The organism is Dyella sp. SYSU CM1112 (assembly GCF_058216415.1).
Genome location: NZ_JBZEGI010000012.1, coordinates 56338 through 76557, shown reverse-complemented (window position 1 = coordinate 76557; position 20220 = coordinate 56338). Strand labels below are relative to the sequence as shown.

The window sequence follows — 20220 nt, the reverse complement described above, 5'->3', positions numbered from 1 at the left end:
GCTCCGCATCGTTTAGGCGTTTCGTCTGGCGAGGAACAGTCCGCCGCGATGTCGTTTGTAAGTGATAAAGCGTCGCCGCATATAGCGCGCCACACTGAACGCGTTCGCAATGTGGAGTTGCCATCCGCTGAGGAGGCCCTGCCGGTGAAGCGTTTTTCTTACGTCCATGGCGGCCTCGTACATGGCGGCGAGATCGCCGCTGAGCCCACTGGCGCCAAAAGGCGGCTTATGCCAGGACGCCAGGATCTGGTTGATTTTGGCGCAGCGGTAGCCGGAGAGCAGAATCTGCGCCCATAGCAGAAAGTCTTCCGCCCGCCTGCGTTGCTCGTCGAAGCGGAAGGGCAGATCTTTGCGCAGCATGATCGAAGCGGTGGGAAACGGGCTGCGCAGCATCAACAAGTGGCGCGGGAAAACCCGCAATCGAAGGGGGTAGCGCAAGGCGGGAGAGGGAGACCATCTCGGTTGCACGTTCATCTCGTGCGCAATCAGCGCAATCTGGGAATCTCCAGCAAGCGCTTCCATCTGCAACTTCAGCTTTTGCGGATGCCAGCTGTCATCCGCGTCGAGGAAAGCAATCCACGGCTGGCGTGCATGCTCCCACCCGCTATTGCGCGCAGCGGAAGGTCCCTGGTTGTGGGGAAGTGCAATGAGCTTGATCCAGCCTTTCGGATACGCGCGGGCCAGTTCCTTCAAGACGCCAAGCGTTCCATCGCCGCTGCCATCGTCTACCAACAGTACTTCAGCCGGACGCACAGCCTGGTTCGCTACCGACGCTATGGCAGCAGCGATCGTGTCCGCGCAGCGGTAGCAAGGGACAACCACGCTGACAGGAGCAACGTCCGCGACAAACGCATGGTCGCTTTCATGGACCGACACGGTCACGTGGTTTGTAAGGGCTGTATGAGTTTGATTGGTTGTATCCATGGCACCCTTCAACCCGTCAGATATCATTGGTCCGAAGACTCCATGGCGTCGTTGGAAAGCTCGTCATTACCATGCTTGTAGGGCGTGCCCAGCGAGGGTGCTTGCAGCTGTGCAAACATCGGATGTCTACGCACGAATGGCTTCAACACCGGCATTCCCGTCGCACTCATGGCGCGGCGAACCTTTTGTGCACGATAGACGCGACCGACCAGTGCTATGTAGATCGCGGCAAGCGCGATGAAGGTAAGCAGGTTGCTGCCAGGTGCAAGCTTGTTCGTCCAGGTACCGATGAAGACAAAGGTCATGGCCACACCGACGAGCACCACCAAGGTGGTGTGTGCACTGAAACCGGCTTCCATCAAAATATGATGAATATGTCCGCGGTCAGGCTTGAAGGGCGATTTGCCTTCGCGGATCCGCCTGACCATCACGGCAAGCGTGTCGAGCACCGGTAGCGCAACGCACCACAAGACGTCGATCGTTGAGAGATGCGGATGCGGTGCCTGGCTGAGTTGAATGAGTGTCCAAGCCAGAAAGTAGCCAATCATCACGCTGCCGGCGTCACCGAGAAACACCTTGCGGCCGATGAGGTCGAGGTTTGCCGCCAGGTCCGGCAGCAGTGCCGCACCCAGGAGCAGTAGAAGAATGATGCTTTGCCAGTGCGAGAAACCTTGAAATACGCTGATCGCGCCAATGCTCACAAGGGTCAGCATGCCGGCCAGTCCATCGATGCCATCCATCATGTTGAAGGCATTTAGAAGGCCGATAACGGCCACCAGGGTCAGCGGTACACCGAAGGCGCCAAGCTCAAGGCGATGGCCGAACAAATGGCCAAGGGTATGAACGTACACGCCGGTGATGGAGATCATTGTCAATACGGATGCAGCCTGGATCAGCAGGCGAAGGCGAACGCTGAGATCAAATCGATCGTCGATGGCACCGGTTAATGCGAGCACGGCGCCCGTGCCGAGCAGGGCATTGGTAAAGATGTGCGATTGACCGTCGAAACACACGCTGACGATGACGCCGAAGAAAGCCGACAAGCCCCCGATCAGGGGGATGTTTCCAACGTGACGTTTTCGATCGCTAGGACGGTCGACCAGACCGATCGACTCTGCATGGTGATATAGAAGGATCATCGCTGCTGCAGAAGACAACACGGCCATGACACATGAAATTAGCAGGCGATATTGCATGGGTTCTCCCGGACTACACGACGTGCACATGTAGCGCGACGGATCACCCCTGATTCCCTCGCGAGCATCAACAACAGGTGTGATGCCTGGTGAGCGATGCTAGGTGTCGTGCGGTGTATGTGGCGTTAAAAAACATGCTTCGTGTCGCATATTTTCATTCAATAATGTGATAGCGGAATTCGGTCATTCAGTGAGAAGCGAGTGAACGTCGTCGTCGAGTGAAGTAGCGCTGTCGGCAAACTTTCGCGTGATTCGTGATCCATCGAAACCATGCATCTGCGGACGGACTCATCCATGAAATGACGAATCAACTATTGCGTGGCTTTTGTGATGATCGGGTGCATCGGCGAACGAAGCATCATGATGTGTTCATCATTGTGCATTCGTTTTTTTGTAACGAAACAAAAGTGCGATCATGCGTCGAGCCTTCATCATGCTCGTCGTGATGACGTTTTCATGACTCGAATCGCTGCAACATCGCGTCTGGTTGGCATCGTCAGCGACACGGTTGGGGAAAGTCAGGGCAATGGATGACTGGCGGGAGGTGCGCAAGATGTTTGAAGTGCTCAGATCCTCACTACGGTCATGGAGGGTTGCGCTGGCTATCGGATGTTCCGCCCTCATGCTGGCAGGATGTACAAGGGTCTTTGTCGAGCCGGCCGCGCATGGCGATGAATCACGTCGCACTATTCAGGCTGACCGCAGATACGACGGCCGTGTAAATGCCGATACCGTTGCGTCGCTGGCGACGATCGTCAATCGGGAATTGCAGAATGGGCATTACGCGGAGGGTGAAAAGGCGTTGCAGCGCTACGTGCATGTCCATCCTGATAATCAGGAGGCGCAGATGTTTCTTCGTCAATTGACCGAGGATCCTAAATCCGCGCTTGGAGCAACCTCCAGTCCTCACATGGTGCAGTCGGGCGACTCTTACAGCACGCTCGCGGCACAGTATCTCGGCGATCAGAATCTATTCGTGGTGCTTGCGCGTTACAACGGATCGAATAATCCTTCCCTGATACGAGCAGGCTCTACCATACAGATACCTGTATCGCGCAGCGCTGCCCTCGACGCAGCGACAGCCACGCAAGCCAAGGTTTCCGTATCGATGGTACCGGCTGAGGCATCACTGCTTCCCGTACCCATGCCGGCACGATCTGCTGGAGTCGGTGCTCCGATCAAGCTGGCGGCGAACGTATCACGATCGACACCGCTGACCGGATCGCCGGAACAGCGGGCGGAGCAATTAAAAATACGGAGCCTTGAACTCTATCGACAAGGCCATGAGCAGCAGGCGCTTGCCATGCTTGACCAGGCCTTGTTGCTCAACCCCCAGCTCACATCCCGCGATCCCGCTTTCGCCACACTGCGCCAGACCTGGATCACGAATCAGCACCAGCAGGCCATGGTGCTGTATCTGGATCAACAACCCGATCAGGCGATTGCACTTTGGAACCGTGTCCTGGCTGTCGATCCGGGCTATGAGCCGGCAGTGATCTACCGGCTTCATGCATTGGAACTGCAGCAGCACATGAAGCAATATTGAAAGCGGCATCTCTGCGGCGAACTTCATGGCATGGCCGCCATGCGGGCGGCCATGCCATGGTTTGCTCAGGCAACCTGTTTCGCCTTGGCCAATTGTTGGCGAATGGGAAGACTGCGGATGCGCTGACCGGTTGCCGCGAAAATGGCATTGGTGAGAGCGGGTGCAATGGGTGGCAATCCAGGTTCGCCTACGCCGCTGAGCGGCACCGAGTAGTCGTCGGGTGCAACCATATGCACATGAATTTCCCGTGGTGCTTCATTCATGCGCAGCACCAGGAAGTCATTGAAGTTGGATTGCTGGGCGCGCCCGTTCTTGAAGCTGATCTCACCATGCAAGGCAAGACCGATGCCCATGATGACGGCACCTTCCATCTGTGAACGCACGCGCTCCGGATTAACCTGCGGACCGCAATCGATGGCAATGTCGACCCGCGGAATCGTCAGTTTGCCGTCGGGTGAGACGTCGACTTCGCAAACCGCCGCGGTGTAGCTGACGAAGCTGCGATGTGCGGCGAGGCCTTGGCCGCGTCCCTGGGGCAGCTTGCGCCCCCATTGCGCGCCTGCCGTTACCGCCTCAATGACACGTTTCATGCGCCCGGTGTCGACCGGATAAAGATCCGGATCTTCACCGTAATTGACGAAGCTGACCTGAGTAACGGGTTGGAATTTGCGGTCAGGGCCAATCAATTCCAGCAAGAAGTCGCGGTGGTCGCGCCCGGCTGCATGTGCCAATTCCGCCACGAAACTTTGAATGCCGAAGGCATGCGGAATGTTGTAGACGGAACGAAACCAACCAATACGCGTATGTGCCTCGGCCTCTGGGTTTTCAACACGGATATTGGGAATGGCGAAAGGCAGGTCGATAATGCCCTGGTTCAATTCGCCGACCGCTTCGTGTTCGATCCCTGCCTGGAAGGTCGATTGGATAGAAGGTGCTGCGGTTCGATGCAGCCAGCCGGTGACCTTGCCGGAGCCATCAAGCGCTGCCTCGAAGTGTTCGGATGAGACGGCATGGAAGTAATCGTTGATGATGTCGTCCTCGCGCGTCCAGAGCAGCTTGACCGGCTTGCCCATGGCTTTGGAAAGCAAGGCTGCTTCCACCACGTAGTCCGGTTTGGATTTGCGCCCGAATCCGCCACCGAGCAGCGTGACATTCACGGTGACATTCGCTTCCGGCAGTCCCAATGCTTTGGCCAGTTCATCACGGGTGACCTGGGGAGCCTGCGTACAGGCCCACACTTCGCATCGGTCACCGACAACATGGGTTACGGCGGATGGAGGCTCCATGGTGGCGTGTGCAAGGTGCGGGATGTAGTAATCAGCATTGACGCGCTTGGCGGCATGATTCAAGGCTTGCTCGATGTTGCCGTCGTTGCGTATGAGTTTGCCTGGTTTGCGGTTGGCAGCTTCCAACTGTGCACGGTAGGCCACGGAGTCGTAGCTTGCATTCGGTCCGCTGGCCCACTGAATGTTCAGTTGCTCGCGTGCCTTGATGGCGGTCCAACTGTTTTCTGCCACGACTGCAATGCCGCCCAGCGGCTGAAACCCGGATGGCGGCGGAGTGGCATCAAGAGGTAGCACTTTCACAACGCCGGCTATTTTTTCAGCAGCCTTGCCGTCGAACGAAGCAACATGGTCGCCATACACCGGGGGGCGTGCGACGACGGCATACAGCATGCCATCCAGCCGGGTGTCGATGCCGTAGTGGGCGTGACCGGTCACGATATCGTGACCGTCGATCAACGGAGTCTTACCCTTGCCGATGAAGCGGAATTCCGCGGGCGTTTTCAATGCCAAGGTATTCGGATCCGGCGCGGGCAGGGCGGCGGCTTTTGTTGCAAGCTCGCCGAAGCCGAGCTTACGTCCGCTCTTGCTATCCACAACGTCGTGGATGCCTGCTTTCACTTGGCTTATATCCACATCCCATTGCGCAGCAGCGGCTTGCTCCAACATCAGGCGTGCAGCCGCGCCGGCGCGGCGCAGCGCAGCAAAGCTTTGACGCAGACTGCGCGACCCATCCGTATTTTGATTGCCGTAACGTTCCTCATCGCCTGGGGCCTGACGAACCTTCACGCGTGCCCAGTCGGCACCCAACTCGTCGGCAATGACCATGGCTACGCTGGTGCGCACGCCCTGGCCCATTTCAGAGCGTATGCAAACCACGGTTACGGTGCCGTCCGGCGCGATCTCAACGAATAAATGGGGATCATCACGGAGACCGTGCTCCATGCCAGCGCCTCCATATTTGCGGGTACTACGGGAATCGGTGGCTGGCCTGGCTGTGGCGCGTGCCAGTGATGGCAGGCCGAACGCCAGCAACAAACTGCCTGCGCCAAAGCCGAGTACAAAGGCGCGACGACTTTCGTTGCAGATCTGTAGCGTATCGTTTTTCATGCCACGCCACCTTCGCCGGCAGCGAGCTTGATGGCGGCGCGAATACGGGTATACGTGCCGCACCGGCAAATATTGCCGGACATGGCGGCATCGATGTCGGCATCGCTAGGGCGAGGATTGCTTTTCAACAATGACGCAGCCTGCATGATCTGCCCCGGCTGGCAATAGCCGCATTGAGCCACGTTAAGCGTCATCCATGCGCGTTGAACCGGATGGCTGCCGTCCGGTGACAAGCCTTCAATCGTAGTCACCTGTTTGCCGGCCGCCGCCACGACCGGCGTAACGCAGGAGCGCACCGCCGTGCCATCCAGATGCACGGTGCATGCGCCGCACAAGGCCATGCCACAGCCAAATTTGGTGCCGGTATGGCCCAACGTATCGCGCAAATACCACAGCAGGGGCATATCCGGTGGGCCGTCGAACTGATGTTCGCGTCCATTGACGTGTAACGTGATCATGGCAAACCTCGTCAAACAAGCAAAAAAAGCAGGGTACTTGGCTAATGTATTGGGGAGCAGGGGACGGCAAGCACGATAGCCATCTCGCTTTGCAGGCTGAATACCGTAATTTACCGGCTTGTTGCCCAATCCTCGAATGATTCAGGCGAAGCGCCGTTACTCCTGTGGTCGGCGAGCAATGGTTAGATAATCGATCGCACGACGCCACCGTCTACTCGCACCGCCGCTCCGGTAGTTGCCGACGCTTGCTCCGAGGCCAGATACACGCATAGATTGGCTACTTCTTCCACCGTGGCGAGGCGTTTGATCAGCGACGTGGGACGGTGCGTGGCGATGAAGTCGCGCTCGACTTCTCCCTGGGAGAGGCCCTTGTCAGCGGCGATCTTGCCGAAGAAATCGCTGACGCCTTCGGAACGTGTCGGTCCGGGCAATACGGCATTGACGGTGACGCCTGTTCCGGCCAGCGTTTCGGCAAGGCCACGCGACACGGCGAGCTGCGCGGTCTTGGTCATGCCGTATTGAACCATCTCTACCGGAATCTGTATGCCTGACTCGCTGGAAATGAATTGGATGCGCCCCCAGCCGCGCTTGGCCATGCCTGATGCATAGTGCCGCGACAAGCGCACGCCGCTCATGACATTGACTTCGAAGAAGCGCTGCCAGTCTTCGTCTGGAATATCAAAGAAAGGCTTGGGCTCGAAGATTCCCAGATTGTTGACCAGGATGTCGGTATCGGGTTCTTGCCTGATCAGTTGCTCGATTCCTTCGCGTGCGCCGAGATCACCCGCTATGCCGCTCAAGCTTGCTCCCGGTATCTGCTTGCGGATGGTGGTGAGCGCTGCATCTACGCGTTCTTGCGTGCGGCCGGTGATGACGACATGTGCCCCCGCTTCAGCAAGGCCTGTTGCAATGGCAAGACCGATGCCTGCGGTTGAGCCCGTAACGATGGCGCGGCGATTTTTAAGGTCGATTTGCATGGAAGCCTCAATGTGACATGAATGGATGAACGCTGTGGCTCAAACTGGTTGAGCGTGGCCCTGGGGGCAATGGCTGATCCTACGGAAAAAATGCCTGAAAACGTTCTGCTCCCTTTACCGCCCCTTGTCATGCCATGGCGTTGAGCTGCAGGTGCCGCTGGGATCGTTAGGGTCTGTTTGCACGCCATGCCGCTTCATCGCTCAGTCGTGTACCGACGTACACGCCTTCGCTCTTCCTTGTCTGGCGCGCAAACAGCTTCCAGCGCGAGCCACGCCAGCAGTGTAAACAGGCCTTAGCGCAATGGTCCGAATTGCTTTTCGTACAGATGGCTCAACCAATCCACAAATACGCGCACGCGCGGCGAAAGTTGGCGCCGATAAGGATATAAGGCCGATAACGGGAGATCGGGACTGGGCCACTGCGCCAATACCTCAATCAGCCGACCGTCGTGTAAGGCATCTTCGACGTGGAAACGTGGCAGCTGAATAAGGCCGTATCCCTGTAATGCACTTATCACATAGTTTTCCGCATCGTTGACCGCGACCCAGCCGCCCACGGCGTACTCGCGGACTTCGCCGTCGACGACCAGTTCGAAGGGATAGTCGATGGCGCCGCTACTGGAGAAGAATTTCACTGCGTGATGGGCCGACAATTCATCCGGGTGTTGCGGCGTGCCGAAGTGCTCGATGTAGGCGGGGCTAGCGCAAATTACCTGCGGCATGAAGGCCAGCTGCCTTGCTACAAGCATCGAATCCCGCGGATGGCCCGCGCGGATGACGCAGTCGACTCCTTCGCGCACCAAGTCCACCAGGCGATCGCCGCTGCTGATGACTAACTCGATACCAGGGTAGCGGCGATGAAAGTCGGCCAGGTTCGGCAGGACGATGCGCGTAGCGTGGGTGCCATGCATATCGAGGCGCAAGACACCGCGCGGGTTCGATGCGACGTTTCGGAGCGAGGATTCCGCATCGTCCAGTTCGCTGAGGATATGCACGCAACGCTCATAGAACGCCCGCCCATCCAGCGTGGGCCGCACTTGTCGCGTAGTTCGTTCAAGCAGCCGGGTGCTGAGCCGCGTTTCCAGTTGCTGGATGGTGTAGGTAGCCGTGGCACGAGGCATGTCCAACATGTCGGCGGCACGGCTGAAGCTGCCGGTCTCCACGATGCGGGCGAAAAGCTGGAGGGCGTCAAAACGGTCCATGGCACGACCATTATTCAGTAGAGATGAATTGTGTTGCCAATTTATCAGGATTTATCCATTGCAATTGAATGGAAAGAATAGGCTTCGACGGGCGATCGGCCCGGCCAGACAGAGGAGCCAGATATGAATAAGCAACGAGTGAAAAGTGCCATCGTGACGGGAGGTTCCCGCGGTATCGGCCAGGCCATTGCCTTGCGCCTGGCGGCGGATGGTTTTGCAGTGGCCGTGAATTACGCCGGTAATACGGTCAAGGCCCAGGAAACCGTCGCGAAGATCGAGGCTACCGGCGGCCAGGCCATTGCCGTTCGCGGCAGTGTTAGCCACCCGGACGATGTGGCGGCCCTGTACGAAAGCACCAGGCAGGCATTCGGACAGGTGGATGTCGTGGTCAACAGCGCTGGTGTCATGGTGCTTGCGCCGATTGCGCAAATGATGATGGCTGATTTCGACCAAAACATCGCCATCAATCTGCGCGGCACCTTCCTGATGATGGCGCAGGCTGCCAAACATTTGGAGCAGGGTGGTCGTTTCATTGCGCTGTCATCGAGTGTCATAGCCAAGAACATGCCGGGTTATGGCGCATATATCGCCTCGAAGACTGGGGTGGAGGGCCTGGTGCGCGTATTCGCCCATGAGTTGCGGGGACGGAATATCACGGTCAACGCTGTGGCCCCCGGGCCTGTCGCAACCGAATTGTTCCTGGAAGGCAAGAGCGACGAATTGATCGCGCAGATCGTCAAGCAGGCTCCGCTGGAGCGAATCGGTCAACCGGAGGATATCGCTAGCGTGGTGTCCTTTCTGGCTGGCTCGGATGGCGCGTGGGTGAATGCCCAGGTTCTTCGCGCCAATGGCGGTTTCGCCTGAGACTTCAAGGAGTGCAATCATGAATGACGTGATCTTGGTGACCGGCGCTTCCAGCGGCTTTGGTGCAATGAGTGCTCGCGCACTCGCCGAAGCGGGGCATACGGTCTATGCCGGCATGCGCGATATGAATGGGCGCAATGCACCGCAGGTCGATGCCTTGAATGCCTATGCGGCAGAGAAGGGCCTTCGTTTGCATGCGGTCGAATTGGACGTGCAATCGCAACCCTCCGTCGATGCAGCTGTGCAACGGATCCTCGCGGAGGAAGGGCGCATCGATGTATTGGTCCATAACGCAGGCCATATGGCATTCGGCCCAGCCGAAGCCTTCACACCGGAGCAATATGCCCAGCTTTACGACGTGAACGTGCTCGGCACCCAGCGCGTAAATCGCGCGGCACTTCCACATCTGCGCCGCCAAGGGCGCGGACTGGTGTTATGGGTCGGCAGCAGCAGCCATCGAGGTGGAACGCCGCCTTACCTGGCACCGTATTTCGCGGCCAAAGCTGCGATGGATGCCGTAGCAGTGAGCTATGCCGGTGAGCTTGCGCGATGGGGCATCGAAACTGCCATCCTGGTTCCTGGCGCCTTCACCCAAGGCACCCAGCATTTTGCACACGCCGGCGTGCCGTCGGATCGCGCGCGTGCCGCCGAGTACGAAAGCGGCCCCAATCAGGGCTTGGCGAATGACATCCTGAAAAATCTGGCGGCTTGTGAACCGCCGGATGCAGATCCGGCCAGTGTTGCGCGCGCCATGGTCGATATCGTCAATACGCCCTATGGGCGCCGCCCTTTCCGCGTACATGTTGATCCATCCGATGACGGCTGTGCCGTCGTTGCCGCTGTGGCGGACCGCATTCGCGTGGAATTCCTGCATCGGATCAAGCTGGGCGATCTGTTGTCGCCGCGCCATAACGCGCAAGTCTGCTAGCGCGTAGACGACGTTCCCACCTATCGCAAATCACTCACTTCTCATTCTCCAGGAGAGCAGCATGCCATTCGCCAATTTCAAATTTCCAGAAGGAATCGTTGATGCAGCACGCAAGGAAGAAATCATTCACCGCACTACCGCGATGTTCGTCGAGTATTTCGGCGAAGGTGTCCGTCCGTACTCGATGGTACTGGTCGAGGAAGTCGCCGACGGTGGCTGGGGGCGTGCTGACGAGACACTTACGCTCGCAAAGATGGGGCTTCCACCGAAAGGCAAGTAGCGCTTAGAAAGCGACCTCGCGCAAGCTATGCAAGGATGGCGCCGGCAACACCTATGCCGGCGCCATGCCACGAAGCGATACCGCGATCTCAACGGGCGTAGAACATATCCAGATAGCGGAATCTGCGTTGGACGAGCGTTGATTTCATCGGCGCATAGGAAAAGACGACTTTTCCCGCTTTGATGATTTGAATGGCATACGGCTGATGAAGCATGGCCGTCATGTCGTGCCATGCAACCAGTTCTGCAACATCGTCGTGCCAGTTATTGCTTCCGTATAACGATGCAAACGGCGTCTTTTCGAACGCCTTATACACACCTATGGCATCTGCGATGGGTATTTTCTTGCCGGCTACATGCCAGCAGGTCGCATCCAGGATGGGGTCGCGATAAGCCGGCTTTGCATGAACGCGATCCTGCCAGATGGCTGCAGTGAGCGGTAATGCCTCTGGATCGACTTTGCCTGTGTCAGGGGTGAAATTGAGGACACCGTCGACGACATGGGTGGCCTCATGCAGAAGAATGTAAACCAGCGCATTCATCTGCCCGGCATCAATGGACACCTTCATAGTGGACCCGCTGGAATCGAAGCAGCTGTTCTCTTTGTTGGTAACGAGCTGAGAGACCGTTTCGTTCAACACGCCAGCACGTATCGTGATGTCATAAAGCTTGAGGGCGTTGTTCGACCGCGCATCCTGGTAGGTGAGCGCATTATTGGGCATGCCCTCGACAAAGCTTATGGATCGTAGATGACCCGTCAGAATTCTTTGCTGCAAAGGTGTCAATTGCGCCAGCGCAAAGGCCAGCTTGTCACGGTCGTTTTCTGTCAAAACATGCGAATGCGCAGACTTCAGGCCAAGCATGTCAAAAAAGGCGCGCGGGGCGGGGCCGGTCCGATCCACTAGCGGCACCGCCGTATCGAAGGGCCTGCGGGACAGTGAGGCATCGGTATGCGATAGGGCAGATTGGCTTGCGCAGATGCCCCATGCCAAGACGAAAGATATAAGCAGTATCCGCATGGAATCCCCGATGTGAGCGAAAAAATGTTCAACGCGTACTTATTATTCCAGCAGACTGCTACCACCGGCAGAGATGCACTCGGTGAAATCCGCTTTCGCGCAGACGGTGGCGACATAGAGGATGCCCGTCGAAAGGCCTGCTTGCTTTCGACGGGCTCCCTGTTGGCATAAGGCAAGCTAGCGCAAACGCGTCAAACGTAGCGAGGCGCCGGGGTATTGCGACTGAACAAACCCGACAGCTCGCGGCGTGCCGCTTCAAAGCTATCCCACTTATCGCCCTCATGCAGGCTCGGAATGGTTATGCGTTCGCCCGCGGCAAGACCTTTGAGAGATGCATCGACCATCGCCTCCGTCGTCATGACGATTTCCTTTGGCAAATGTTCCACCGGCATACCTGCGGTGGACCAGAAATCCGTGGCGGTAGCACCCGGCAATACTGCTTGTACGCGAACGCCTTTGTCCGCCAGTTCATGATTCAGGGAGTGGCTGAAGCTGAGCACAAATGCTTTGGACGCGCCGTACACCCCATTGAGGATTTCAGGGGCGACGCCCACGATCGACGAGATATTGATAATCGTGCCGCTTCCACGCGCGACGAAGCCTGGGACGATGGCGTAAGTCAGGCGCGTAAGCGCTGTGACATTTAACGTGATCATCTGCTCCATGTCGTCCACCTTGCTATTGAGCAGAGGCAGGACCCCGCCAACGCCGGCATTGTTCACCAGCAGGCTGATGCTGGCATCTGTCTTCAGCACGGTTTCTACGCGACGGATGTCCTCGCCGTTGGTGAGGTCGGCCGTCACGACTTCCACGCTGCGACCGGTTTCATCGGCCAGACGCTTGGCCAGTGCATTCAGCTTGTCGCGATTGCGTGCCACCAGGATCAGGTCGTACCCCTGCTTGGCCAGGCGGTCGGCGTAGACGGCACCGATCCCGGAAGAGGCGCCCGTAATAAGAGCTGTGCCCTTGGATGAAAGATTCATTGCTTGGTCTCCTATAGATAGGCGAACCGTCATGGCTCGTCCTTGGAGTGATTTATAGGGGGATTGGTCCATGTCTTAAATGTCGTATATAGTACGTATTTAGGACATGAGCCGATCGAGGTCCAGTCATGCAAACCATAGGCGTCGTGGTGTTCGACGGTTTCCAGTCGATGGCCCTGGCTGCGCAGCCGGTCTTCGAGTACGCCAACATGACCGCTGGCAAGAAAATCTACGACTCGGTCTATGTGTCAGAACACGGCGGCCCGGTTCGTTCGTCCGGTGGCATGACGATCGTGACCGAACCTTTCGACAGCCGGACTTTCGATACAGTGATTGTGTGTGGCGGCGATTCGATCATTGACGACGCCCCGCTGGGAGTGCTTGAGTTCGTGAAAACAAGCGCGACGACAGCAAGACGCACGGCATCCATCTGCTCCGGTGCTTTCGTGCTGGCGCAAGCCGGCTTGCTCAATGGGCGGCGTGCGACGACGCATTGGGCTTATGCGCGGGAGCTGCAGATGCATTTCCCGCGCATTTCCGTGGAAGAAGATCGCATCTTCGTCATTGACGGAAACATCTGGACTTCAGCCGGCATGACCGCTGGCATCGATCTCGCGCTGGCGATGGTCGAGAAAGACCTTGGCATGGAGATGGCGCGCAAGACAGCGCAAAAGCTGGTTGTCTATCACCGCCGTGCCGGAGGGCAGTCCCAGCATTCCGCATTGCTCGAACTCGCACCCAAATCAGATCGCATCCAGAAAGCATTGACGTACGCGAAGGAACACCTTGCTGCTCCCTTGACTGTCGAGCTACTGGCTGAAATCGCAGCCTTGAGCCCTCGGCAATTCAGCCGGGCTTTTCGTGCGGAGACAGGTCAGACACCTGCAAAAGCTGTCGAAAACCTGCGCCTGGAAGCGGCACGCATGATGATCGAAGGCAGCCGGCTCACCATTGACGAAGTGGCGGCTGAAACAGGCTTCACCGACAGGCGCCATATGCGCGAAGCATTTTTGCGCAGCTTTGGGCAGCCACCGCAAGTCATTCGGCGAAATGCGCGTCTTGAAACGACAAGCCTGGATGCGTGACCCGCTTATGCGTGTTGTGTCGGCCGCTTCGCTTGGGTGGCTGATTCAGACCGTTTTTCATTGATTGGGCCTTGGTGCGGACTAAGAATGGCTCGCCACGAGCAGTCCCAATTCTTGCGCCACTGCTGTCCATAGCGTCCAATCGGCGAGCACGTGCTCCTGTGGCATGTCGTGGCTTGCCGCACACTGCGATGTCTGAAGCAGATCGCGTCCCTGACGCAATCCCTCCAGCATGCGGTATTGCCAATAAGTCAGTTGGCAAGCCGATACGCGGTAATGCATGCGCGTGATGGCGACCATGCTTCGTGCCGGTTGGGGGCACGGAACTATTTCATCGCTAGCCCTCATTACCTGCCAAAACGGAATCAGGGGGAGTTTCAGATCAAGCAGCCGCACGCATGGAGGAACTTCCCACTGCGTGACCTCCTGTGCCATCCATGGTGATGCAGCCAGTGCAGCGGGGTGCGCGCGTTCCGGTCCATGATCACGCATGGTTTCGAGCCACGCACGCTCGAATCGCGCCAGTTCAACCGGCAGCAGCCAGCTGCCTTCGGCTGGTTCGGTTTGCGCTGGGCGATGTTGTGCAAGGAAGGTGGGAAAGCCTGCGCCAAGGTCGTAGAGCGTTGGGGATTGCGAAGGGTTTTCCCATAGGAAGGCCCGCGCGAAGAAACCGAATACCTCGTCTCCCATCACGCGTCGCAGCACCGGGTAGTCTGCGGCAAGGCAATCAAGCAGTCGCAACAGATAGCCATCCGCATAGACGGCTAATCGTTGCATCGGGTCGGCGGGGCCGTGAGAGCGAATCAGCTGGTCCACCGCGAGTCCCTTTCGTTGCTGCGCCAGCACCGCACCGCTTCCAGCACCGCCAGGGTTGGTCATGACGGTCAGCAACCAGTGTTGAACGTCATGGAGCGATGGCATGTTCTTCTTCTAGTTGAAACGCGATAGGTGTGGAATAGCCAAGCGGCGTGGAGGTGCTCCCGGCATCGACCGCGTGCGATGCGATCTGTCCGCGCAATGCTTGCCGAGCTTTATCCAGCTCAGCCAACAATTCCGGATACGCGGGAATGTTTGCATCCCATTCGAGCAGGGTCGATACGGCACCATGGCCGGACGAATCCGCGCCACAGTACTGCTGCGCGAGTACGTAAAGTTGCCAGACCCGCTCTGGTACGGGGCGGTCATGGGTGTCGATCAGCAGATCCCCGGCATCACTGGGGCCTGCGAGATGGATTTGTACAATATGGTCGGACGGCAATCGGCGAATGTAGTGTTCTGGGTCAAAACCGTGGTTACGACCGGACACGTAAACGTTATTGACATCCAGTAGCAGACCACAACCGGTTTCCCGGGCAAGAAGCGCGAGAAAGTCGCACTCAGCCATCGGGGAGCAAGTGAATTGCAGGTAGCTGCTTGGATTTTCGAGAATCAGTGGCCGTTGCAGCAGCTCTTGCACGGCTTCCACCCTTTGCCGTACATGCTGGTAAGTGGATTCATTCAGCGGCAGCGGCAGCAAGTCGTGCGCGTTGACACCGACGACACCGGTCCAGCACAGATGATCGGAGATCCACGCGGGTTCGATCTCGTCGGCGAGCTGCTTGAGCTTGGCCAGATAGAGGTGATCCAACGGATCGGTGCTGCCGATCGACATGGAAACACCGTGCATGACGACCGGAACCGTGGCGCGAATGCAATCCAGCGCATGGCGTGCGTAGCCGTGATGACCGATGAAGTTTTCGCTGATGATTTCGAACCAGTCGACACCGGGTCCGTGGCGCAAGATGTGATCGAAATGCGTGCTTCTCAGGCCCACGCCGAATCCGAGGTTAGGTAGGCCAAGCCGGGGAACAATCATGATTTACCTGCTGAAATAATCATGGGATCTCGCTCCCGATGATGGAAGCGAGATCCGGGCTGCGGGCTTTCAGGTAGAAGGGGGCAAGGCAATGCGCAAGTCGGTTGCCTCCGGCGACTTGCCGACCGGCGTGCCGCGCTGGCTCATCACTTTCTGGTAAGCCTCCCAGGCCTTGTTGTACACCGAATCTCCCAGCGCAAACGTCATCTCGCCAATTTTCTTCGATTGATGGCCGGCGCCGACAAAGTCGTACAACACCATGGTGCCGCCCTCGGGGTACAGCTGCGAAGCGGAAATAGGTACCGCACAGCCACCGAACGTGGCGCACTTATTGTCGCTGGGCGAACTGTAGTTGCCCGTGGATGGTTGCGGTGCACCGCAAAGATTGCCCTCTGGTGCGTTGGCGTGGCTCTTGCGACCGCGCAACATGTAGGGCGCATGGCCTTCGGGCACACTGGCGGTCATGCCGCAACCACCGCTGTGGCCGCACGATCCACCGCCACTATCCAGTTGTGCGAAGCCGCAACCGCCCTGCGCTTTGCAACTGTTGGAGCCACGGCATGTGTGATAGACCTCGATGGCTGCGCAGTCGCTATCGTTGCCTTCAAGCGCCATGCCTTGGCAAGCGTGATAGAGCTTGGTGGGGCTTATGGCGCCGACACCGAGACCCAGGTTGGGGGTGATTCCAAATACTGCCCAGCAAAGCGAAACGCGATCGCCGGAACCTGACATGGACGGGTAAGGAAAAACCGTGCTGGCGTTTTTCCAATAATCGTTGAGCACCATCGTGACGCCTGCTATAGCGCCCACCGCAACCTTGCTCAGCAAGGCGTGTTCGGAAGTGCCTTTCGCCTTCAGCCTGTTCAGCGCGTCGGCAACCTGCTGGGGCGGCGGAATGGGGGAGGAAGCGGTGAGGGCGCTGCCGTCCTTGGTGGTGAGCATCGCCGCGGTCCAGCGGTTGTTCGGATCGGCGTGCCATTTTTCCCATGTCATGATCCGGTCGAGTTTGCCGCGAAGCGATTCGAATCGTTCATAGTGCGTTTCAGGTGCGTAGTGCGCGCGAGCTTCGGCATCAGCTGAAGGAGCCGCCCCGCCTTGAGCGTTGTAGGAGGGATAGTCCACATCCAGTGCTGGCCTATCTTCGCGATACCGCTCTTTCACATCAGTCAATAATGCGGGGGAGAATCGATAGCGAAGCAATGACTCGCCGAGCGTAATCAGGCTTCCTTCGCCTTGGTCGGTGATGGCGGCCATCATGGTGATGGCCTTATCGAACGCCGCCATAGGATTGGCAAGATCCTGAGGGCTCAGCTTGGTTTCAAAACCGGGGAATTCGCGCTTGGGATGTCCCTTTTCCGTCACATTGAAAAGATCTTGCTGTACGCAATGAGGTGTAAACAATTTCTCCCACAATGTTTGACCATCTTCATAACGGATGCGCAGGTATTTGGCGTAGCACTCGTACATGTCACCGATAGAACCGAACATCGGCAGCGGTTTGCCGGGATCCCAATCCGGGAACGGCACGCTTGGAAAATACTTGTGACTCTGCCCGGGAAGAATCTCTTCGCGGGCATCTTTCGCGGGCTGCTCGATGGCGCAGAACAGATCGAGCGTGTTTTTGTCGAGCGTGCCAAGAGCAACCTTGGTGGCGTGATATCGCGTAGTGTCCCGGAGATCCACAATGTAAGGAATGGTGGTCTTATCCGGACCATAGCAATGCCAACCGTGATCCTTCGTCTGCAGGGCAGGGCTGGTGAATGTCGGTAACAGCCCAATCGCCGTGCTGATATTGGAGGCCATCTCCAGGTGCAGCATTTCCTGGATGAAGACACTGAATATCAGATTGAACGCTTTGCGCTCCTCGGTATCGGGGTTGGCGGTAGGTGCCATGCCTGGCCAGCATCGCCCCTTGTAGTAGTCGATGTTCTTGGCATTGATCTCATGCGTACCGTAGATGGAGTACATCGCCGTCATGTAAAGCGGGATGGTGAATAGCTCGACGTCAACGGCAGCCTGCGCGATCTGCCACACCGCAGCCTTGTCGGTTTCGAAGTACTTCAAGCTTCGTCCGATGCAAATACCGAGTTCGATTTCCGATCGAGTTGCCAAGTCATTCATGGACTTTCTCTCCTTACAGGCGATGGGTAGGAAAATAGGGAAGGCGGTATGGCGCCCCCTCGTTGATTGGGGGTGATGATCTGGCTGGAATCTTTGCTTGCGTCCTTCCGTTTCCTGGTGGCCGCATCACTGTACGGCCTGCCGAAAAGGGACGTGAGTCGTTGAAGCGGACATCTTGACTACGCAAAGAGTGGCGTCTGGACGCTTGGCCTTCTGAAAATCTTGAGTACGCAATTCTGCGGCGAGCAGGCCGATATGCGCTAAGGCACGGGTCGCGAACAAGTGAATGACTTCACCTGTTGCTTCGACTTCCGTGGATTCGTTCGATGGCCGGATGTTGAAGGCGCGGACACGTTCGGTTGCCTTCCATGTGGCAGAAGAGCTGCTGCTGCGGTTTTTGCTGTCCCTAGCCATTCCAAGTCCCCCAACCCGGATCGCGTCAGCATACGCTTGAATAAGACAATGTGCACGGTGCCATGCAAGAAACTGTTTATGACAAAGCGGTTGCTAAGTCTCACCGACCTCCTTTGACGCCATCTTCACGCATCCACGATGTTTCCGTGTGTGCGTGTCGGGCCAGCATAGAGCCGCGAATTGTTGCGCTTGCGCGTTGCCATCGACTTGTGGGTGGCGAGGTTGCCGAATGCAATCAACACTTCATCATCGCCTTCAAAGCGAGGGGATATCTCGTAGATCGCTTTATGCTGATCGAGGTCGTCAACGTTGACGCCATCACGAAATGAACCATGCACTTGCGTGGCCTGCTGTGTCGGCAGAGGTCACGTGCCCTTGCCCGCGAGGTGAGTTGCCGGACATGCGAGAGCAGGCGGGCATGTCCCATTGGGACGCTCAGCGCGGCAATCGATAGGCTGGACTTGATAATCCTCAAGACATTCCCGGCGACATGGAATGAATATGGCGGCTCAGAGCCGTGCCCGTTTTGTCTGTCGGCCGAGCTGTTGCGAGGCTTAAGCGCGGAAGGAGAGAGCCATCATGACCAAGACCTACCCATCGCTGCCGGAGGGGCCTGTTATCTGCCCGCGCTGTGCCGAGTCCAGCAGTCATGCTGAGATGAAGCGGGATAACCTGGACGTCAGTTACCTTGAAGAGCAGCCTTCTGAGCAAGGTGGCGATCTTCAATCGTATCGGTGCCCGGACTGCGAATATATTGCGGTGTTCCGAGTGAGATGACAGCGCATCCGATGTGCTGCAGGACAGATCGTCTGGATGGTTGCCGAAGCAGGGCAATCGCCGGCATTCCTGAGCCATGGCCATGAACATTTTTGCCGCCGATATCTTCAGTGGATTCGACATCGCCTGTCTGTCACTCGCGATTTTGCTATTGGCATGCGGGTTTATCCAAAAGCTGCGACCCTATCGCCAGCTTCTATGGGGCGGCGGCATCTTGTTGCTGCTTACCGCGATTTATCCCGGACGCACAAATCCGCTCGGACGCCACCTTTTCTTTAGTGCCTCTGGTGCGCAGCGCCTGCCGCCCGAACTTCTGAAGATCATCTGGTGGATACTCGGTGCCTGGCTGTTGAAGAGCCTGCTCGACCTGATCCTTCGGCGTACGATATTTCCAGACGACAATCAGCCGCACGCGCGGCAACTCTTCGCGGATCTGGCTTCAGCACTCATCTACGTAGTGGCGTTCGTCGGCATTGTCGACGTGGTCTTCAGGCAGCCGATCTCCACCCTGCTGGCTACCTCCGGCGTGCTCGCCATCGTGCTTGGCCTTGCACTGCAAAGCACGCTGGCGGACGTCTTCTCCGGCCTCGCGATCAACATCGAACGCTCCTTTGCGGCAGGTGATTGGATTGCGACGAAAGATGGCGTCGAAGGACAAATCATCGAAATCAATTGGCGCGTGGCGCGCATCAGAACAGCCTGCAACGACTTGGTGGTTGTCCCGAACAGCATGGTTGCCAAGGCGATTGTGACCAATCATTCCCGTCTCAGCATTCCGCATATCGGCGCGATCCGCCTCTGCGTTCATCATGACGTAGCGCCAAAGCGCGTGCTTGAGGCACTTAGGCGCGCTGCGGATAAGGTCGATGGTTTGGCGCCGGATACGACGCCTTCGGCTTATGCCAGCGGGTTCGAGGACAATATGATCATGTACGAAGTGGATTTCGCCGTGAATGACTTCACTTTGCTGGCCGACGTTCAATCGAACATGATCCAGCAGATCGCGCAGGTGTTTCAGGAGGCTACCATCGGCATTGGCCATCCCGTTGCTGACATTCGGTCGTTGTGCGGAAGTATTGCGACAGGCAAGCAGTGAACAAGCTGCAGCAGAGAATGGCGATCCCAGTCGTTCTTCAGCAGTGTCAAGAAGGGGTGCGTTCGCAAGCGCATTTATATCATCCGCGATTTGGCCTGCGCCG

19 protein-coding genes are annotated in these 20220 nt (G+C 57.6%); 7 read left to right on the top strand and 12 right to left on the bottom strand.

Annotated features, from left to right (window positions below; genetic code table 11):
- Window positions 1–12: 12 nt before the first annotated feature.
- Together AC4HNJ_RS16355 and AC4HNJ_RS16350 are read right to left on the bottom strand one after the other, a co-directional pair.
- Window positions 13–924: a glycosyltransferase family 2 protein gene (locus AC4HNJ_RS16355; protein ID WP_490480664.1), complete on the bottom strand. Its 912-nt coding sequence runs from the start codon at window positions 922–924 to the stop codon at window positions 13–15.
- Window positions 925–947: 23 nt separating this feature from the next.
- On the bottom strand, window positions 948–2120 hold the full coding sequence (locus AC4HNJ_RS16350) for an undecaprenyl/decaprenyl-phosphate alpha-N-acetylglucosaminyl 1-phosphate transferase (protein ID WP_490480663.1): 1173 nt from the start codon (window positions 2118–2120) through the stop codon (window positions 948–950).
- Between the two features lie 622 nt (window positions 2121–2742).
- On the opposite strand from AC4HNJ_RS16350, the gene AC4HNJ_RS16345 reads away from it, so the two are divergent.
- The gene (locus tag AC4HNJ_RS16345; protein WP_490480662.1) at window positions 2743–3666 is read left to right on the top strand and encodes a LysM peptidoglycan-binding domain-containing protein; all 924 of its coding nucleotides are present in this window, start codon (window positions 2743–2745) and stop codon (window positions 3664–3666) included.
- Window positions 3667–3731: 65 nt separating this feature from the next.
- Here the strand turns inward: AC4HNJ_RS16345 and AC4HNJ_RS16340 are convergent, their stop codons facing one another.
- The 4 genes from AC4HNJ_RS16340 to AC4HNJ_RS16325 all read right to left on the bottom strand — a co-directional run bounded on the left by AC4HNJ_RS16340 (window position 3732) and on the right by AC4HNJ_RS16325 (window position 8696).
- The gene (locus AC4HNJ_RS16340; protein WP_490480661.1) at window positions 3732–6059 is read right to left on the bottom strand and encodes a xanthine dehydrogenase family protein molybdopterin-binding subunit; all 2328 of its coding nucleotides are present in this window, start codon (window positions 6057–6059) and stop codon (window positions 3732–3734) included.
- Entirely contained in the window at window positions 6056–6517 is a 462-nt protein-coding gene (locus tag AC4HNJ_RS16335; RefSeq protein WP_490480660.1) for a (2Fe-2S)-binding protein, read from the bottom strand. The genes AC4HNJ_RS16340 and AC4HNJ_RS16335 overlap by 4 nt, the downstream gene beginning before the upstream one ends.
- Before the next feature lie 182 nt (window positions 6518–6699).
- Window positions 6700–7494 (bottom strand): SDR family NAD(P)-dependent oxidoreductase, encoded by a 795-nt coding sequence (locus AC4HNJ_RS16330; protein ID WP_490480659.1) that lies wholly within the window; start codon window positions 7492–7494, stop codon window positions 6700–6702.
- 293 nt (window positions 7495–7787) lie between these two features.
- Window positions 7788–8696, bottom strand: coding sequence for a LysR family transcriptional regulator (locus AC4HNJ_RS16325; RefSeq protein WP_490480658.1), 909 nt, complete (start codon window positions 8694–8696; stop codon window positions 7788–7790).
- 123 nt (window positions 8697–8819) lie between these two features.
- Here AC4HNJ_RS16325 and AC4HNJ_RS16320 point away from each other — a divergent pair, with 123 nt between their 5' ends.
- The 3 genes from AC4HNJ_RS16320 (at window position 8820) to AC4HNJ_RS16310 (ending at window position 10768) form a co-directional block, all read left to right on the top strand.
- Window positions 8820–9560, top strand: coding sequence for an SDR family oxidoreductase (locus AC4HNJ_RS16320; protein WP_490480657.1), 741 nt, complete (start codon window positions 8820–8822; stop codon window positions 9558–9560).
- A gap of 19 nt (window positions 9561–9579) precedes the next feature.
- The gene (locus tag AC4HNJ_RS16315) at window positions 9580–10488 is read left to right on the top strand and encodes an SDR family oxidoreductase (protein WP_490480656.1); all 909 of its coding nucleotides are present in this window, start codon (window positions 9580–9582) and stop codon (window positions 10486–10488) included.
- 61 nt (window positions 10489–10549) lie between these two features.
- Window positions 10550–10768, top strand: a complete 219-nt coding sequence (locus AC4HNJ_RS16310) for a tautomerase family protein (RefSeq protein WP_490480655.1) — start codon at window positions 10550–10552, stop codon at window positions 10766–10768.
- 88 nt (window positions 10769–10856) lie between these two features.
- On the opposite strand, the gene AC4HNJ_RS16305 is transcribed toward AC4HNJ_RS16310, so the two are convergent.
- Together AC4HNJ_RS16305 and AC4HNJ_RS16300 are read right to left on the bottom strand one after the other, a co-directional pair.
- Window positions 10857–11597: a hypothetical protein gene (locus AC4HNJ_RS16305; RefSeq protein WP_490480654.1), complete on the bottom strand. Its 741-nt coding sequence runs from the start codon at window positions 11595–11597 to the stop codon at window positions 10857–10859.
- A gap of 380 nt (window positions 11598–11977) precedes the next feature.
- Window positions 11978–12769: an SDR family NAD(P)-dependent oxidoreductase gene (locus AC4HNJ_RS16300; protein ID WP_490480653.1), complete on the bottom strand. Its 792-nt coding sequence runs from the start codon at window positions 12767–12769 to the stop codon at window positions 11978–11980.
- A 128-nt stretch (window positions 12770–12897) separates the two neighbouring features.
- Here AC4HNJ_RS16300 and AC4HNJ_RS16295 point away from each other — a divergent pair, with 128 nt between their 5' ends.
- A complete protein-coding gene (locus AC4HNJ_RS16295; protein ID WP_490480652.1) occupies window positions 12898–13854 on the top strand; it encodes a GlxA family transcriptional regulator in 957 nt (318 codons plus the stop codon).
- Between the two features lie 81 nt (window positions 13855–13935).
- Here AC4HNJ_RS16295 and AC4HNJ_RS16290 read toward each other — a convergent pair whose 3' ends face one another.
- The 4 genes from AC4HNJ_RS16290 to AC4HNJ_RS16275 all read right to left on the bottom strand — a co-directional run bounded on the left by AC4HNJ_RS16290 (window position 13936) and on the right by AC4HNJ_RS16275 (window position 18582).
- Window positions 13936–14775, bottom strand: a complete 840-nt coding sequence (locus AC4HNJ_RS16290; RefSeq protein WP_490480651.1) for an HvfC/BufC family peptide modification chaperone — start codon at window positions 14773–14775, stop codon at window positions 13936–13938.
- Window positions 14759–15709 (bottom strand): MNIO family bufferin maturase, encoded by a 951-nt coding sequence (bufB, locus tag AC4HNJ_RS16285; protein ID WP_490480650.1) that lies wholly within the window; start codon window positions 15707–15709, stop codon window positions 14759–14761. Before bufB ends, AC4HNJ_RS16290 begins: the two co-directional genes overlap by 17 nt.
- A 69-nt stretch (window positions 15710–15778) precedes the next feature.
- The gene (locus AC4HNJ_RS16280; protein ID WP_490480649.1) at window positions 15779–17830 is read right to left on the bottom strand and encodes a ferritin-like domain-containing protein; all 2052 of its coding nucleotides are present in this window, start codon (window positions 17828–17830) and stop codon (window positions 15779–15781) included.
- Window positions 17831–18369: 539 nt separating this feature from the next.
- Entirely contained in the window at window positions 18370–18582 is a 213-nt protein-coding gene (locus AC4HNJ_RS16275; RefSeq protein WP_490480648.1) for a hypothetical protein, read from the bottom strand.
- Window positions 18583–18823: 241 nt separating this feature from the next.
- Between AC4HNJ_RS16275 and AC4HNJ_RS16270 the strand changes: the two genes are divergently transcribed.
- On the top strand, window positions 18824–19021 hold the full coding sequence (locus AC4HNJ_RS16270; protein WP_490480647.1) for a hypothetical protein: 198 nt from the start codon (window positions 18824–18826) through the stop codon (window positions 19019–19021).
- Between the two features lie 82 nt (window positions 19022–19103).
- On the top strand, window positions 19104–20117 hold the full coding sequence (locus AC4HNJ_RS16265) for a mechanosensitive ion channel family protein (protein ID WP_490480646.1): 1014 nt from the start codon (window positions 19104–19106) through the stop codon (window positions 20115–20117).
- Window positions 20118–20220: the final 103 nt, after the last annotated feature.

Bases quoted from the DNA above. Each gene is read 5' to 3' on its own strand.
- AC4HNJ_RS16270 (WP_490480647.1), top strand. From the start codon at position 18,824: ATGACCAAGACCTACCCATCGCTGCCGGAGGGGCCTGTTATCTGCCCG.
- AC4HNJ_RS16315 (WP_490480656.1), top strand. From the start codon at position 9,580: ATGAATGACGTGATCTTGGTGACCGGCGCTTCCAGCGGCTTTGGTGCA.
- AC4HNJ_RS16340 (WP_490480661.1), bottom strand. From the start codon at position 6,059: ATGAAAAACGATACGCTACAGATCTGCAACGAAAGTCGTCGCGCCTTT.
- AC4HNJ_RS16335 (WP_490480660.1), bottom strand. From the start codon at position 6,517: ATGATCACGTTACACGTCAATGGACGCGAACATCAGTTCGACGGCCCA.
- AC4HNJ_RS16280 (WP_490480649.1), bottom strand. From the start codon at position 17,830: ATGAATGACTTGGCAACTCGATCGGAAATCGAACTCGGTATTTGCATC.
- bufB (WP_490480650.1), bottom strand. From the start codon at position 15,709: ATGATTGTTCCCCGGCTTGGCCTACCTAACCTCGGATTCGGCGTGGGC.
- AC4HNJ_RS16345 (WP_490480662.1), top strand. From the start codon at position 2,743: ATGCTGGCAGGATGTACAAGGGTCTTTGTCGAGCCGGCCGCGCATGGC.
- AC4HNJ_RS16330 (WP_490480659.1), bottom strand. From the start codon at position 7,494: ATGCAAATCGACCTTAAAAATCGCCGCGCCATCGTTACGGGCTCAACC.
- AC4HNJ_RS16320 (WP_490480657.1), top strand. From the start codon at position 8,820: ATGAATAAGCAACGAGTGAAAAGTGCCATCGTGACGGGAGGTTCCCGC.
- AC4HNJ_RS16355 (WP_490480664.1), bottom strand. From the start codon at position 924: ATGGATACAACCAATCAAACTCATACAGCCCTTACAAACCACGTGACC.
- AC4HNJ_RS16300 (WP_490480653.1), bottom strand. From the start codon at position 12,769: ATGAATCTTTCATCCAAGGGCACAGCTCTTATTACGGGCGCCTCTTCC.
- AC4HNJ_RS16325 (WP_490480658.1), bottom strand. From the start codon at position 8,696: ATGGACCGTTTTGACGCCCTCCAGCTTTTCGCCCGCATCGTGGAGACC.
- AC4HNJ_RS16310 (WP_490480655.1), top strand. From the start codon at position 10,550: ATGCCATTCGCCAATTTCAAATTTCCAGAAGGAATCGTTGATGCAGCA.
- AC4HNJ_RS16350 (WP_490480663.1), bottom strand. From the start codon at position 2,120: ATGCAATATCGCCTGCTAATTTCATGTGTCATGGCCGTGTTGTCTTCT.
- AC4HNJ_RS16265 (WP_490480646.1), top strand. From the start codon at position 19,104: ATGAACATTTTTGCCGCCGATATCTTCAGTGGATTCGACATCGCCTGT.
- AC4HNJ_RS16295 (WP_490480652.1), top strand. From the start codon at position 12,898: ATGCAAACCATAGGCGTCGTGGTGTTCGACGGTTTCCAGTCGATGGCC.
- AC4HNJ_RS16290 (WP_490480651.1), bottom strand. From the start codon at position 14,775: ATGCCATCGCTCCATGACGTTCAACACTGGTTGCTGACCGTCATGACC.